The sequence below is a fragment of the Curtobacterium sp. USHLN213 genome (assembly GCF_037144815.1).
Lineage (GTDB): Bacteria > Actinomycetota > Actinomycetes > Actinomycetales > Microbacteriaceae > Curtobacterium.
The window spans coordinates 344,037-357,421 of record NZ_JBBCYQ010000004.1 but is presented as its reverse complement, the minus strand read 5'-3'; the positions used below and the strand labels follow the sequence as shown (position 1 = coordinate 357,421).

Here is a 13,385-nt window from a genome sequence, read left to right as displayed (position 1 = left end):
CCCCCCCCCCCCCCCCCCCCCCCCCCGCCCCCCCCCCCCCCCCCCCCCCCCTCCCGGCCCACCCCGGGCCGGGGTGGGGGGGGCCCGGGGCCCCCCGCGCCTCCCGTCCGCATCGTGAGCAGCAATGGTCGAGTCCGCACGTCGGACCCGACCATTTCTGCTCACCAAGCGGGGCGAGCCCGCCGAGCGCGCCGCGGGGCGCGCGCCGAGCGCGCCTACGCGCCGATGAACGCGGCCACGTCCGCCAGCTCCGCTGCGGACACCGCGTGGGGCAGGCCCTCGTACGTGCGATCCGTCACGGCGGTGTTCGTCGCCGCCCACGCCTGCGTCCGGGCGGTGGCCTCGCCGGGGATCACCGGGTCGAGGTCGCCGTGCCCGAGGAACACCCGGGGCCGGACGGCGGCGACGGCCTCGTCACGGGAGTCCGTCACGCCCGGCACGACGAACCCGGACAGCGACACCGCGAAGGCGAACGCAGCAGGCCGTGCCCGGAGCAGTTGCAGCGCCATCGACCCACCCTGCGAGAAGCCGAGCAGCCCGATCCGCGGGTGCTCGGCCGCGACCGAGTCGATCCACCCGAGGACTCCGGCGACGGACTCGTCGACGGGCCCGAGTGCCGGGGAGCCCGGCGTCCCGAGCGGGTACCAGCTGTACCCCTGCCCGAACGGCATCGGCGCACGCAGCGACGCCATGGTCCACGAGGACGGCAGCGCCGGGGCGAGTCCGAGCAGGTCGCGCTCGTTCGACCCCACCCCGTGCATCGTCACGAGCAGCGGGGTCCCCGCACGCTCGGAGGGGCTCCGGGTCCACTGCACGGCATCGCGATCGATCATGTGGACGACAGTAGTTGACGCATCAACCATCCCCAACCCCCGCGCCTTCCGCCGAACTCGCCGCGGTGACTGGTAGACACGGTGCATGGCCTCGCTGCGCACCCCCGACCCCGACTCCGGCTGGCTGTCCGACGAGGAGCTCGCGAACGTCCGCCGTCGACTGCCGATCTGCTACGTCGAGGCGGTGCCCGTCCGCACCGACGGCCTCGGCGTCGTCACCGAGGTGGGCGTGCTGCTGCGCGTCGCCCCGAGCGGTTCCATCGCCCGCACGCTCGTGTCCGGGCGCGTGATGTTCGGCGAGTCGATCCGGACCGCGCTGTTCCGGCACCTCGAGAAGGACCTCGGGCCGATGGCGTTCCCGCAGCTGCCGTCGAGCCCCACTCCGTTCACCGTGGCCGAGTACTTCCCGCTGCCCGGCGCGTCCGTCTACACGGACGAACGGCAGCACGCGATCTCCCTCGCGTACGTCGTCCCCGTGACCGGCACGTGCGAGCCCCGGCAGGACGCCCTCGAGCTGACCTGGATGAGCCCGATGGAGGCAGCTTCCGACGCCGTCGCCGACGAGATGGAGGGCGGTCGCGGAGCGCTCCTCCGCGCCGGACTCGCATCGGTCGGCGCCCTCATGTAGCAGCCGACGCCACCCGCACACGACGAAGCCCCCGGATCCGAATCGGACCCGGGGGCTTCGCAGCGCGGTACTGGACCGGCTTACTTGTTGTCGTTCTTGAGGCTGTCGGCCACGCCTGAAGCGGCGTCCTTGACGTTCGTACCTGCCTGCTTGGTGTCGGCCTTGACCTGATCGGTCTTGCCTTCAGCCTTGAGGCGGTCGTTGTCCGTCACGTTCCCGACGGCTTCCTTGGCCTTGCCAGCTGCCTTCGCAGCGGCGTTCTTGACGTCTTCGATCCCAGCCATAGGCTCTCCTTCCGACAGCGGACAGTTCCCCGTCAGCCGATCGCGCGGCATCCGGTGAAGGAGAACCTACGCCCGTGGAGTGCGTCCGTGCTCAGGCGGCGTGGAGGTTGAGATCGAGAGGTCAGCGCGCGGAACCGGCGGGACGGGAGGCGCGGCGCGAGCCACCACGACGGTTGCCGCCCGACTCGGTGCCGGACCCACGACCGGCGGCGTAGCCGCCCTCCGAGGACCAGACCGGAGCGGACCCGCCACGGACGGTGTCGCTCGACGCACGACGGCTGCCACCACTGCGGCGACCGCCGGACGCGGCACCCGAGCGCTGCCCACCGGCGGAGCCGGTCGACGCGCCGGCGCCGGCCTCGGCGGGACGACCGCCGCGACGCCCTGCACCGGACGACCCGGAAGCCGAGCCGGTGCGCGCGGGCTGCGCCGCGCCTCCGGGGCGACCGCCGCGACCACGGCGACGGCCGCCGCCCGCGTTGTCGGACTCGGTGGTGCGCTGCTTGGGCTGGCGCTGCTGCTGTGCCGGCTGCTCCGGGGCGACGTGGCGGACCGGAGCGACCTCGCCGACGAGCTCCGTGACGGCGAGGGAGTTCGCCGTGACCTGCTGCGGCGTGACCTTGATCGCGGCCGCGCGCATCATCTGCGCGACGTCGCGACGCTCGGCGGGCATCGTCACGGTGACGACGTCACCGGACGAACCGGCGCGGGCGGTGCGGCCCGAGCGGTGCAGGTACGCCTTGTGCTCGGTCGGCGGGTCGACGTGCACGACGAGCTCGACGTGGTCGACGTGCACACCGCGGGCGGCGACGTCGGTGGCGACGAGCACGAGGGCCTCGCCGGAGGAGAACTTCGCGAGGTTCCGCTCACGGGCACCCTGCGACAGGTTGCCCTGCAGGTCGACGGCCGGGATGCCCTGGCTGCTGAGCTGCTTGGCGAGGCGCTTGGCGTGGTGCTTCGTGCGCATGAAGAGGATGCGACGACCGGTGCCGCTCGCGAGCGTCCGGACGAGGTCCTTCTTCGCGTCGGCGTCGGCGACCTCGAACAGGTGGTGGGTCATCGCCTCGACGGGGCTGTTCGCCTCGTCGACCGAGTGCATGACCGGGTTGTGCAGGAACTTCTTGACGAGCTTGTCCACGCCGTTGTCGAGCGTGGCGGAGAACAGCAGACGCTGCCCCTGCTCGGGCGTGGCCTGCATGATCTTGGTCACACCGGGGAGGAAGCCCATGTCGGCCATGTGGTCGGCCTCGTCGAGGACGGTCACCTCGATGTCGCCGAGGTTGACGTGGCCCTGCTGCATGAGGTCGGCGAGACGGCCGGGGCACGCCACGACGACGTCCACGCCGCCGCGCAGGGCGTCGACCTGACGACCCTGCCCGACGCCGCCGAAGACCGTCGTGGTGTTCAGGCCCATGGCCTTGGCGAGCGGGGCGAGGGCGACGTCGATCTGGGTCGCGAGCTCACGGGTGGGGGCGAGCACCAGGGCACGGGGCCGGCCGGCGCGGCGCTTGCGGCCACTCGCGGCGAGGCGGGCGACGAGCGGGATCGCGAACGCGATCGTCTTGCCGGAGCCGGTGCGGCCACGGCCGAGCACGTCCTTGCCCTGCAGGGAGTCGGGGAGCGTGTCCTCCTGGATGGGGAACGCGGTCTCCTTGCCCTGGTCGGCGAGGACGGCGACCATCGGCGCGGGGACGCCGAGGTCGGAGAAACGGATGTCTTCGTTGGTCATGGTGACCTTTCCAACCGGAGTGCTCCGGCTGTGGTCGCGCTTGCGAGGCAGCGCGCGGGCGGGATGCGCGCCAACGGGTGTGGCTGGCGCAGTCGCCGCAGCAGAGAAGCCTGGCACCTTCGGGAGGTGCTCGATCATCGGTCCGTGGACCGGGAGTTCGGGGGCGTCCGTACGACGCACGAGGCGATCGGCGCCTCGAGTACGTCCAGCATAGCGTGCGCGGGTCGGATCCCCCAGGCCGAGGTGTCCGCCGGCTCGTGCGAGGATGCACCGGTGCGCACCAGAACCGTCCTGCTGACCGTCGCGACGGCCCTCGTCGCCGTCCTGGGGACGGCGTCGTGCGCCGCCGCGGTGCCCGCCGCGTCGTACCGGAACCTGCCCACCTCGGGCGTCCCCGACTACCAGCTGGGCGGCTCGTACGCGCCTCCGGCAGGTGTCACGATCGTCGAGCGCGACAGCACCGCACGACCAGCGACGGGGAAGTACTCGATCTGCTACGTCAACGGCTTCCAGACCCAGCCGGAGGACGCCGCGATGTGGAAGCGGGACCACCCGACGGCGATCCTCCGCGACCGATCGGGCAAGCCGGTGTCCGACCCGGGCTGGCCGGACGAGATGTTGCTCGACACGACGACCGCTGCGAAGCGCGCGACGATCGTGCGGGTCCTCACGAAGTCCGTCGCCCGGTGCGCTGATCGCGGGTTCGACGCCGTCGAGTTCGACAACCTCGACTCGTGGACGCGCTCGAAGGGGAAGCTGACGCGGTCCGGGAACCTCGCACTCGCCGCCGCGCTCGTCCGTCTCGGGCACGGCGAGGGGCTCGCGGTCGGGCAGAAGAACACGCCGCAGCTCGGGGCGTCCGGGCGGAAGCAGACCGGCTTCGACTTCGTGGTCGCCGAGGAGTGCTTCGTCTACCAGGAGTGCGGCGAGTACACGAAGGCGTACGGCAAGCGGGTCATCGACGTCGAGTACTCGGACAACAGCGAGCAGCCGTGGTCGTCGGTGTGTGCCTCGGCGAAGCGGCCGGCGATGACGATCCTCCGCGACCGGGACCTCGTGACGCCGTCGAGCGACGACTACGTGTTCGAGCGCTGCTGACGCAGCGCGCCGGACGCGGAAGGCCGCGGCACTGTGCGAGGTTCCACGTGCCGTGGGACGCGCGCGGCATCGCACGCCGCGCGGAACCTCGCACACTGCGGCGCGGCGCGCCCCGGCGCAGCGCGCGCGTCCGCTTCAGGCGGGCCAGGCGTCCCGCAGGGCGGCAGCTGCCTGGTCGGCGGACAGCCCCGCGGCCCGTGCGGCGGCAGCGAGGGCACGGGCGGCATCGGTCACCGACGACGGCACCTCGGCCGGTCGGATCACCCGCGTACCGGCGCCGCGTGCGGTCTGCACGAGCCCGGCCTCTTCCAGCAACTGGTACGCCCGCGCCACCGTCCCGGCGGCGAGCCCGAGCTCGTCCGCGAGCCCACGGACGCTCGGCAGCCGTTCACCGTCCACGAGGTACCCGGCGCTGATCTGCGCGGCGATCTGGGACCGGACCTGCTCGAACGGCGGGATGCGCCCTCCGGCGTCGATCGCGACGAGACCCGACATGTGCTCCACCCTAGAAGTCGTACTGCTCGCCGACGGGGATCGGTACCGCGACGGTGTTGCCCGGAGGCGCGAGCGGGCACGCCCACGCCGGGTCGTACGCGCACGACGGGTTGTAGGCGAAGTTGAAGTCGAGGACGAGCTCGCCGTCGTCGCCCCCGAGGTCCGCGCCCTTGATCGTGTCGACGAGGTAGCGTCCGCCGCCGTAGGTCCCGCGGGCCTTACCGGCGCTCGAGTCCTTGACCGGGATGAACACGCCGCCCGCGTAGCCGCCGTGCGACCACACGTCGAGCGAACCGATGCCGGCCAGGGTCACGACGCCGAGCCGGTCGAAGTGCACGATGCCGTCGGTGCCCGTCTCGACGTCCATCGCGAGGGGCTCCGCCGGTTCGATCCGGGCCCGGAAGCGCCACGACGGGTCGTAGTCCGGGACGGGCAGGGACTCGAAGTCGCGGGCGTCCTCGTCGAGGAGCGGGCTGGCCGGGTGCTCGCCGAACATCGCGTCACGGGTCTCGCGCCACAGCGCGTGGGCGGTCTCCGGGTCGTTCGTCGCCCGCACCCGTCGGTACAGGTCGAAGGTCATCCGCCGCCAGTCCACGGTGGCGAGCGTGCTGTGCACGCGGTCGTCGGTTGCCGGCTCATGCGTCTGGCTCACGGTACGAGCGTACGCCCTGCCTGGAGGAACGGCGCGGGTCCGGCGGTCAGGCCGCGGCTCGTCGGGCGCGCCGCCAACCGGGCGCGAGGGCGCGCATCCGCAGCGCGCGCCACTGCCAGATCACCCACATCCCCGGCCAGAGCAGGACTCCGAGCACCGCGGGCCGCATCCGGTACGAGAGCCGGTCGACGAGGAGCGTCCGACCGTCCCCGAGGTCGACGGTCGCCATCCGGTGCTGCATCGACATCCGTCCGAACAGCCCGCTCGTGCCACCGCCGTTGTCGCGTTGCACGGGCACACCGCGCACCTCGTACAGGTCGAGGTCGACGTGCGTGTCGCCGCTCGGGACCACGCCGAAGGCGCTCGCGGTGATCGGGTGCGGCTCACCCGGCACCCAGCGCACCGGGAACCCCTGCGGATCGCGCGACCGGTAGACCAGGAACGGCTTCGTCACGGCGACCATCACCGCCGGGGACAGCAGGGCGTCACGCACGGCCTCGACCGGTGCGTCGAGGGTGATCCGGATGCCCACGTGCATGCCGCGAACGCTACTCGTGCGCGGTGGACGACCGGCGGGCCCGGCGGCAGGCGTGCCGGACGGAACCGGGTCAGGCGTGTCGAGCGGATCGGCGTCGAGCACCCTCGGCGCGGTCGTGCCGACGGAGCCGTTCGGCGAGGGACAACCGCACGGTCGGCCACTCCGACGCGATCACGGAGAACACCACGGTGTCCCGCAGGGTGCCGTCACGGCCGATCGAGTGGTTCCGGAGCACGCCGTCCTGCTTCGCACCGAGTGCCGCGATGGCCGTGCGGGACTGGAGGTTGTGCCAGTGGGTCCGGAACTCGACCGCGATGCACTGCCAGACGTCGAACGCGTGCGAGAGCATGAGCAGCTTCGCCTCGGTGTTGATGCCCGTGCGCTGCGTCGACCGCGACAGGAACGTCGCACCGATCTCGACCCGGCGGTTGCCCGTGTCGGGGTTGAGGAACGTCGTCGACCCCACGACCCGGCCGGTCGGGCGGTCGCGCACCGCGAACGGCACCATCCGTCCCGCTGCCTGCTCGGCGAGCCGCCGGTCGATCTCGTCGTCGACCTGCGCCGGAGCGGGGATCGAGGTGTACCAGGTGCGCCACAGATCGCCGTCCGCGACCGCCGCCCGCAGGTCGTCCGCGTGCTCGGAGCCGAGGGGCTCGAGCGTCACGCGGTCGCCGGTCAGGGTGGGTGCGGGGGCGATCTCCATGGCAACAGATCCTACGGTCGCCGACCCTGACGAACCCCGGACGGCGGAGCACCTGTGGAAAGGATCAGGGACCCGCCGACGGCTATCGTGTCGCAGGTGGCAGCACGCACGCAGGAGAAGTACCAGGTCCGCTTCGCATGGGGGACCGGCGGCGCCGCGCGGATCGCCCCGGGGACGCATCTGGTCGTCTGGGTCGACGTCCTCCCGGCGTCCGCGGCGCACGACGGACCCGCCCGCCGACGGGCGCTCCGCGCGGTCGCCGCGCAGGTGCCGGACGGTCCGGAGGTCGTGCTCGGCCACCTCGGCAACGCGACGGCGGTCGCGGAACGCGTGACGCGCCTCCAGGCCGAACGCGGTGACCGCTGCGTCGTCGCGATCGTCGCCGCCGGACGCCACCACGCACCCGGTGACGACGCCGCGGAAGCGGCGGGCGAGGCCGCGGACGTGCCGGACGCGCCGGACTTCGCGGTCGAGGACTTGCTCGCGGCCGGAGCCGTCGTCGACGCGCTCGCCGAGGTCGGGATCGACCACACCTCGCCCGAGGCGGCGGCCGCCTGTGCCGCGTACACGGGACTGCGGCGGGCGGTGAAGCACCTGGTCAGCGCGTCCGAGGCGGCCACGGCGCTCGGTCCGGCCGACGTGCACGCGGCGCTCGCGGTGGACGGCCAGCTGGAGACCCTGCGGGAATCGAGTTCGCGCGCGTAGCGTTCGACCTCCACATCCGGTACCCCGCCGGACCGCAGAGCGAAGGAGCGTGCCGTGAAGGCAGTCGTCGGAGACACCGTGATCGCCGAGGCCCCGCAGGAGGACCTCATCCAGATCGAGGGCAACTGGTACTTCCCGCCGTCGAGCGTGAAGAGCGAGCTGTTCACCGAGAGCCCCACCCAGTACCACTGCCCGTGGAAGGGCGACACGCAGTACTACACGGTGAACGTCGACGGGCAGGCGCTGCAGGACAACGCCTGGTCGTACCCGACGCCCATCCCGTCGTCGTTCGACCGTGTCGGCAAGGACTACTCGGGCTACGTGGCGTTCTGGAAGGGCGTGCGCGTCGTCGACTAACCGGCGCCGACCCGCTCAGCCGGCCAGCGTGAGCACGATGAGCGCCACGTTGAGCGCGACGATCACCAACGCGATGACCCCCGCGACGACGCGGGTGGTCATCGCGTTGACGTCTGCACCCATCACGCTGCGGCGGGACGTGTAGACGACCAGCGGCACGATCGCGAAGGCGATCCCGAAGCTCAGCACGACTTGGCTCACCACGAGCAGCATCGTCGCGTCGGCGTTCACGGCGAGCAGGACGATGGCCGGCACGAGCGTGACCAGCCGTCGGGCCAGCAGCGGGATCCGCACGTGCAGCAGTCCCTTCATGATCTCGGCGCCGGCCATGCAGCCCACCGAGGTCGAGGCGAGCCCCGACGCCAGCAGCCCCACCGCGAACAGCACGCCCACGACCGGGCCGACGTGCTCGGCGATCGCCCGCTGCGCTCCGGGGATCGAGTCCGTGTCGGCGACCCCGGGCAGCGTCGCCGCCGCGAGGACGAGCATGCAGATGTTCACCCCGCCGGCCACCAGGAGCGCCAGTCCGACGTCCCAGCGCGTCGCGACGAGCACCCGACGACGCTCCGGGCCTGCCGGGACGTCGCCGTGCCGGTCACGCGCCAGGGCGGAGTGCAGGTAGACCGCGTGCGGCATCACCGTCGCGCCGAGCATCGAGGCGGCGAGCATCACCGACTCGGACCCCTCGAACCGCGGGACGAGCCCGGAGACGAGCTCGCCCGGTGACACCTGCGCGAACAGCAGCCCGGCGCAGAACCCCACCGTGAGGATCGCGAGCATCGCCGTCACCACGGCCTCGAACGTCCGGGTGCCGCGGTGGCTCTGCAGGGTGAGGATCGCCATCGAGACCACGCCGGTGATCACCCCGCCGGCGACCAGCGGCAGCCCGAACAGCAGGTGCAGCGCGAGTGCGCCGCCGATGACCTCGGCGATGTCGGTCGCGGCGGCCACGACCTCGGCCTGCGCCCAGAACAGCAGCCGGGGCGTGCGCTTCATCCGCAGGCCGAGGTGCTCCGGCAGGGACTTGCCGGTGACGACGCCGAGCTTGGCGGAGAGGTACTGCACGACGACCGCGCTGGCGTTCGCGGCGACGAGGACCCAGAGCAGCAGGTAGCCGTACTTCGCGCCCGCGGTGAGGTTCGCGGCGACGTTGCCGGGGTCGACGTAGGCGATGGCGGCCACGAACGCGGGGCCGAGCAGGGTCAGGCCGGCCGCGCGCTTCCGAGGCGTGGTCGTCTCGGCGGGACGGGCAGCGGTGTCGGTCATGCAGACAGCATGCCAGAGGATTCGGCGTGCCGAATCCTTGTTTTCGTGACGCACGCGAATCGGCCCGGGTCCGAGCCACGAGCAGGCCAGGAGGCGCGGGTCGGCTCAGACCGCCGCGCGTCGGGCCCGGTGCGCCCGCACCTTCGCCCGGTTGCCGCACCGCTGCATCGAGCACCACCGGCGTGTGCCCCCGCGCGACGAGTCGTAGAAGACGAGGCCGCAGTCGTCCGCCGAGCAGCGGCTCAACCGCGTCGGCTGTCCGTCCGCGGCGACGTCGTCGAAGCCGACCTCGGTGAACAGGGCCACGGCGTCCCGTGCGACGCTCGACAGCGCCTGGGCGAGCCGCACCCGGTTCGCGCCCGCACGACGACGACCACCGGGGAGGCTCGGCGGCACGTCCGGCAGCGCGGCGAACAGGTTGACCGTGTCGATGTCGTCCGGTGCCGGGCGCGTGCGACCCGTCCCGGCGCGGAGGCCGGCAGCCACCGCGGTCCGTTCCGCCGCGGTCGAGGCCGGACCCGGAGCCGCGGCGACGGCCAGTCGGGCGATCGCTGCACGGAGGGCCCGCGCGTCCTGCAGCTCGCGGGCGGTCGCGCCGACGTCGATCGGCTCGGTGTGGTCGCTCAGCCACTCGTCGAGGTCGGCCGGTGTCGCGAGCAGTTCGCCGAGCTGCGCACGCGGACGTCGACCGTCCGGATCGTCGGCGAAGCCGCCGGTGTGCGCGAAGTCGAGGGCGATCCGTCCGGCGTCGAAGAACCACGTGGAACCGGTGTCCGTGCGGATGTGCTGCCCCGTGTGCATCCGCCCAGGCTAACGGGTTACCGGCGCGCCTCCGCATGCGATCGGCATCATGCGGTAGCTCGGCTGGCCTCCGCCGCCCGGCGCTCCGCCGCTCGGCGCTCCCACGTGATGACGTTCCGGGCGTCGAACCGGCGGGAGCACTTCGCGCACGCCAGCGGCCGGGTCGGGGTGCGGTAGCGGAAGTGCTCGTGCCCGGCCGGACAGGTACCGATCCACGGTGCGAGCTCGCTCGCCACGGGGCCGTCGTACAGGCGTGAGCCCGTGTAGCCGAGTGCCTTCGCCGTCCGGCGCCACGTGGGTCCGTGGCCGGCGCGGGCCCCGGCCACCGCGTGCGCGATCTCGTGCAGGAGCACCTGGTCGACGTCGTCCTCGGAGAACCGCACGGCGAGGTGGCGGCTCACCGTGATGCGCTTGCGGGCGAAGTCGCACTGGCCCGCCCGGGTCTTCGCGTGGTCGAACCCGAACGACCAGCTGCCCGCCCCGAGGTGTGCCGTCATCAGGTGTTCGGCGCGGGACCGGACGGCCTCGAGCGTCGTCACCGTTCGTCGTCGCCGGGTTCGTCGCGTCCGGCCTGGCCCTTCTGCGCGGCACGTGCGGCGATGCGGCCCCAGAGTTCGTCCGCCTCGGTCCGGGCGGCGTCCGGCGCACCGAGGACCCGGCGGCGCACCGTCGGGGTCTGCTGCACTGGCTCCGGAGCGCGGGGTGCGGCCGGTTCGTCCTCGTCCGCGCGACGTGCGGCGACGTCGCGGGCGGTGCGCGGCTTGTCCTCGGCCGGGGGCTGCGCGACCGAGGCCCGGAGCGCTGCCTCGACCGCCGTGCGGAGCGCCTCGGTGCGCTCCGACGGCGCACCGGCCTGGCGGAACGCCTGGTACGCCCGGGACAGCGCGGCACGGGCCTCGTCGAAGCGGGAGAGTTCGAACAGCGACCAGCCCTCGAGCTCGGCCGCTGCGCCCTCGAGCTCCGGCCACTCCTCGGTCCGGGCGGTGTCCCGTGCCAGGGCCGACTCGGTCGCGGCACGCTCGTACCGCCCGAGGTCGTGCAGGACGTGCGCGCGACGGATCCGTGCGGAGACCTTGTCGGAGCGCTCCCCCGTGAACATCGTCAGGCGGAAGACCTCCTCGGCGATGACGAGCGACTCGTCGAGCCGACCGAGCAGGCGGAGGAGCTCGGCACGCTCCGCGAGCGCGTCGGTGCTGCGGCTCTGCCCGAGGTCGCGCAGCCGCTGCTGGACGGCGTCGGCGTCGACCGCGGGGCGCAGGCTGATCGGAGCGAAGGTGCTGCCGGGGCTCACGCCGGCCGTCACGGGCGCCGCATGACGCGGTTCCCGGGCGCGGTCGGTGCGGTCGGGCTGCTGGCGGTCGTCGGGCGGGAGGGACATCGGTTCGAGGGTAACCGCGCCGCCCCGAGAGCGAGCGGTGCCACGCGCACGGGGGTCACGCTCGTGTCGCCCGCGGGGACGAGGACGGCCCGCCGTGCGGGTGCACGACGGGCCGTCCGGGACGATCTGGTCGGGTCAGGACATCCCGCTGGCCGAGACGGCCGAGATGAGGATCGCCACCACGAACGCGATCGCCGCGACGACCGCGAGGATGATCGCGAAGACACCCCAGCCGCGTCCGCGCTTCGTGACCGCGGCGACGATGCCCTGCACGATCGCCCACAGGCCGAGCGCCGAGCCGAGGTAGAACAGCAGCGACCCGGTGACGGCGCTCGACGACGTCGTGAGCGCCATGATGTCGGACTCGCTCGGGGTCGCCCCGCCGTTCTGCACGGACTCGCGGAACGCCTCGGAGCCGCCGAAGACGCCGCCGAACAGTGCACCGCCGATGATGCCGACCACGAGCGCGACGACGGCCACGACGAAGGCGATGACGCCGACGGTCTTCTTCTTGGCCTTCGGCTCCTCGTAGCCCTGCCACGAGGGGGCACCGGCGCTCGCCGGAGCCGCCGCGTAGGGCTGCTGGCCGTACTGGGGCTGCCCGTGCTGCGGCTGCCCGTACTGGCCCTGCTGCTCGGCGTACTGCGTCGACCCGTACTGCGGGGTCTCGCCCTGCGGGGCCTGGTGCTGCTGGGCCTGTTCGCCCCAGCGCGGCGCGTCGGCCTGCGGGGCCGGCTCACCGTACTGCGGCGTGGAGGCGGGAGCGGGGTCGACCCGCTCGCCGTAGCGCGGCTCGTCGGCCGAGGGAGCGGGCTGCTGCGGCGCTCCGCCCCAGCTCGGCGCCTGGCCGTCGCCCGTCCGGTCCTCGTTGCTCCGGTCGTCGTTCGTCATCAGGGATCCCCTTGCTCGGTCGCGCACCTGCGCGGTCGTTCAGACCCATCCTGGCAGGCGGACCCTCCGCGTGCGCGGCATCCGCCCGATCGCACGGCGACCGTCGGCCCGACCCGCGGTCGCGCGTCAGCCGCCGAAGACGCTCCGGTTCGGCTCCGGCGACGCCACCGCGGTCTGGTCCGTGACGATCGGCGCCCCGGCGATGAACGCCCGCAGCTCCGCCCCGTGCACGACCTTCGCCGGCATCGGGTCGGAGGAGTACCGACGAGGCATGTCCGCCACGGGCAGGTCCGTCGGCGACCCGAGCAGCACGATGTTCCCGAACCGCCGGCCCTTGAGCATCCCGGTGTCCGCGACGGCCGCCACCGACGGCAGCACCGCCTGCAGCGTCGACGCCTGCCCCCGGGCAAAGGCGAGCCCGGCCCCGTCCGCCACGTTCACGGCCACGATGCCGGTGGGCGACAGGAACTCCGCGACCTCGCGGTAGAACTCGATGCTCGTCACGTGCGCGGGGATCTGCGAGCCGCCGAACACGTCCACCACGGCCAGGTCCACCGTGCCCCGCAGCCCGGCGGGGAGCTTGCCGAGGACCTCGCGTGCGTCGCCGTACCGCACCCGGATCGAGGCCCCGCGGGGGAAGGGCAGCGCGTCCCGCACGTGGTCGACGAGGTCCCGCTCCAGCTCGATGACCTGCTGCCGCGAGCCCGGCCGCGTGACCGCGACGTACCGGGGGAGCGTCAGGGCCCCGGCGCCGAGGTGCAGCGCCGTGACCGGGCCGTCCGGGAGCAGGTCGATGGCGTGCCCGATCCGCCGGATGTACTCGAACGCCAGGTGCGTCGGGTCCTCGAGGTCGACGTGCGACTGCGGCGTCCCGTCGACGACGAGCGTGAACGACCCCGGGCGGTGCCGGTCCGGCTCGACCACCGCGTACCCCGCACCGATCCGGAACCCGTCGAACGCATCAGCCATGGCACCAATCGAACACCACCACGATCACCACCCGCGTCCCCACCCCTGGTTGGTGTGC

The 13,385-nt window shown here is 73.1% G+C and carries 17 protein-coding genes; 4 read left to right on the top strand and 13 right to left on the bottom strand.

Features of this window, described 5'->3' with window-relative positions; translation table 11 throughout:
- Positions 1–215: 215 nt before the first annotated feature.
- The gene (locus tag WFH25_RS08185; protein ID WP_336697345.1) at positions 216–833 is read right to left on the bottom strand and encodes an alpha/beta hydrolase; all 618 of its coding nucleotides are present in this window, start codon (positions 831–833) and stop codon (positions 216–218) included.
- An 85-nt stretch (positions 834–918) separates the two neighbouring features.
- On the opposite strand from WFH25_RS08185, the gene WFH25_RS08180 reads away from it, so the two are divergent.
- Positions 919–1,461 carry an NUDIX hydrolase family protein gene (locus WFH25_RS08180; protein ID WP_070417646.1) on the top strand — a complete coding sequence of 181 codons (543 nt, stop codon included), beginning with the start codon at positions 919–921 and terminating at the stop codon, positions 1,459–1,461.
- A gap of 80 nt (positions 1,462–1,541) precedes the next feature.
- Here the strand turns inward: WFH25_RS08180 and WFH25_RS08175 are convergent, their stop codons facing one another.
- Both WFH25_RS08175 and WFH25_RS08170 read right to left on the bottom strand, forming a co-directional pair.
- On the bottom strand, positions 1,542–1,745 hold the full coding sequence (locus tag WFH25_RS08175; RefSeq protein WP_070417647.1) for a CsbD family protein: 204 nt from the start codon (positions 1,743–1,745) through the stop codon (positions 1,542–1,544).
- 121 nt (positions 1,746–1,866) lie between these two features.
- Positions 1,867–3,474, bottom strand: a complete 1,608-nt coding sequence (locus WFH25_RS08170) for a DEAD/DEAH box helicase (protein WP_336697344.1) — start codon at positions 3,472–3,474, stop codon at positions 1,867–1,869.
- 273 nt (positions 3,475–3,747) lie between these two features.
- Here WFH25_RS08170 and WFH25_RS08165 point away from each other — a divergent pair, with 273 nt between their 5' ends.
- Positions 3,748–4,572: an endo alpha-1,4 polygalactosaminidase gene (locus WFH25_RS08165; RefSeq protein WP_336697343.1), complete on the top strand. Its 825-nt coding sequence runs from the start codon at positions 3,748–3,750 to the stop codon at positions 4,570–4,572.
- A 135-nt stretch (positions 4,573–4,707) separates the two neighbouring features.
- On the opposite strand, the gene WFH25_RS08160 is transcribed toward WFH25_RS08165, so the two are convergent.
- The 4 genes from WFH25_RS08160 to WFH25_RS08145 all read right to left on the bottom strand — a co-directional run bounded on the left by WFH25_RS08160 (position 4,708) and on the right by WFH25_RS08145 (position 6,960).
- Positions 4,708–5,067 (bottom strand): GntR family transcriptional regulator, encoded by a 360-nt coding sequence (locus WFH25_RS08160; RefSeq protein ID WP_071295229.1) that lies wholly within the window; start codon positions 5,065–5,067, stop codon positions 4,708–4,710.
- A gap of 10 nt (positions 5,068–5,077) precedes the next feature.
- Entirely contained in the window at positions 5,078–5,647 is a 570-nt protein-coding gene (locus tag WFH25_RS08155) for a DUF1684 domain-containing protein (protein WP_071295230.1), read from the bottom strand.
- 118 nt (positions 5,648–5,765) lie between these two features.
- Positions 5,766–6,257 (bottom strand): hypothetical protein, encoded by a 492-nt coding sequence (locus WFH25_RS08150; protein ID WP_070417649.1) that lies wholly within the window; start codon positions 6,255–6,257, stop codon positions 5,766–5,768.
- A 70-nt stretch (positions 6,258–6,327) separates the two neighbouring features.
- A complete protein-coding gene (locus tag WFH25_RS08145; protein WP_071295193.1) occupies positions 6,328–6,960 on the bottom strand; it encodes a GNAT family N-acetyltransferase in 633 nt (210 codons plus the stop codon).
- A gap of 96 nt (positions 6,961–7,056) precedes the next feature.
- Between WFH25_RS08145 and WFH25_RS08140 the strand changes: the two genes are divergently transcribed.
- Both WFH25_RS08140 and WFH25_RS08135 read left to right on the top strand, forming a co-directional pair.
- Positions 7,057–7,665: a 2-phosphosulfolactate phosphatase gene (locus WFH25_RS08140; RefSeq protein WP_336697342.1), complete on the top strand. Its 609-nt coding sequence runs from the start codon at positions 7,057–7,059 to the stop codon at positions 7,663–7,665.
- Positions 7,666–7,719: 54 nt separating this feature from the next.
- Positions 7,720–8,022, top strand: a complete 303-nt coding sequence (locus WFH25_RS08135; protein ID WP_070417652.1) for a DUF427 domain-containing protein — start codon at positions 7,720–7,722, stop codon at positions 8,020–8,022.
- A gap of 15 nt (positions 8,023–8,037) precedes the next feature.
- Here the strand turns inward: WFH25_RS08135 and WFH25_RS08130 are convergent, their stop codons facing one another.
- From WFH25_RS08130 to WFH25_RS08105, 6 genes are all read right to left on the bottom strand, one after another.
- Entirely contained in the window at positions 8,038–9,288 is a 1,251-nt protein-coding gene (locus WFH25_RS08130) for an Nramp family divalent metal transporter (protein ID WP_229085561.1), read from the bottom strand.
- Between the two features lie 105 nt (positions 9,289–9,393).
- Entirely contained in the window at positions 9,394–10,089 is a 696-nt protein-coding gene (locus WFH25_RS08125) for a CGNR zinc finger domain-containing protein (protein ID WP_070417654.1), read from the bottom strand.
- A gap of 47 nt (positions 10,090–10,136) precedes the next feature.
- Positions 10,137–10,628 carry a SprT-like domain-containing protein gene (locus WFH25_RS08120; protein WP_336697341.1) on the bottom strand — a complete coding sequence of 164 codons (492 nt, stop codon included), beginning with the start codon at positions 10,626–10,628 and terminating at the stop codon, positions 10,137–10,139.
- Positions 10,625–11,467, bottom strand: a complete 843-nt coding sequence (locus WFH25_RS08115) for a hypothetical protein (protein WP_070417655.1) — start codon at positions 11,465–11,467, stop codon at positions 10,625–10,627. The genes WFH25_RS08120 and WFH25_RS08115 overlap by 4 nt, the downstream gene beginning before the upstream one ends.
- Before the next feature lie 135 nt (positions 11,468–11,602).
- On the bottom strand, positions 11,603–12,358 hold the full coding sequence (locus WFH25_RS08110) for a hypothetical protein (protein WP_336697340.1): 756 nt from the start codon (positions 12,356–12,358) through the stop codon (positions 11,603–11,605).
- A gap of 126 nt (positions 12,359–12,484) precedes the next feature.
- Positions 12,485–13,327: a spermidine synthase gene (locus tag WFH25_RS08105; RefSeq protein ID WP_092385318.1), complete on the bottom strand. Its 843-nt coding sequence runs from the start codon at positions 13,325–13,327 to the stop codon at positions 12,485–12,487.
- Positions 13,328–13,385 lie beyond the last annotated feature (58 nt).

Coding starts and splice junctions, on each gene's coding strand:
- WFH25_RS08185 (WP_336697345.1), bottom strand. CDS start 833: ATGATCGATCGCGATGCCGTGCAGTGGACCCGGAGCCCCTCCGAGCGT.
- WFH25_RS08180 (WP_070417646.1), top strand. CDS start 919: ATGGCCTCGCTGCGCACCCCCGACCCCGACTCCGGCTGGCTGTCCGAC.
- WFH25_RS08175 (WP_070417647.1), bottom strand. CDS start 1,745: ATGGCTGGGATCGAAGACGTCAAGAACGCCGCTGCGAAGGCAGCTGGC.
- WFH25_RS08170 (WP_336697344.1), bottom strand. CDS start 3,474: ATGACCAACGAAGACATCCGTTTCTCCGACCTCGGCGTCCCCGCGCCG.
- WFH25_RS08160 (WP_071295229.1), bottom strand. CDS start 5,067: ATGTCGGGTCTCGTCGCGATCGACGCCGGAGGGCGCATCCCGCCGTTC.
- WFH25_RS08155 (WP_071295230.1), bottom strand. CDS start 5,647: ATGACCTTCGACCTGTACCGACGGGTGCGGGCGACGAACGACCCGGAG.
- WFH25_RS08150 (WP_070417649.1), bottom strand. CDS start 6,257: ATGCACGTGGGCATCCGGATCACCCTCGACGCACCGGTCGAGGCCGTG.
- WFH25_RS08145 (WP_071295193.1), bottom strand. CDS start 6,960: ATGGAGATCGCCCCCGCACCCACCCTGACCGGCGACCGCGTGACGCTC.
- WFH25_RS08130 (WP_229085561.1), bottom strand. CDS start 9,288: ATGACCGACACCGCTGCCCGTCCCGCCGAGACGACCACGCCTCGGAAG.
- WFH25_RS08125 (WP_070417654.1), bottom strand. CDS start 10,089: ATGCACACGGGGCAGCACATCCGCACGGACACCGGTTCCACGTGGTTC.
- WFH25_RS08115 (WP_070417655.1), bottom strand. CDS start 11,467: ATGTCCCTCCCGCCCGACGACCGCCAGCAGCCCGACCGCACCGACCGC.
- WFH25_RS08110 (WP_336697340.1), bottom strand. CDS start 12,358: ATGACGAACGACGACCGGAGCAACGAGGACCGGACGGGCGACGGCCAG.
- WFH25_RS08105 (WP_092385318.1), bottom strand. CDS start 13,327: ATGGCTGATGCGTTCGACGGGTTCCGGATCGGTGCGGGGTACGCGGTG.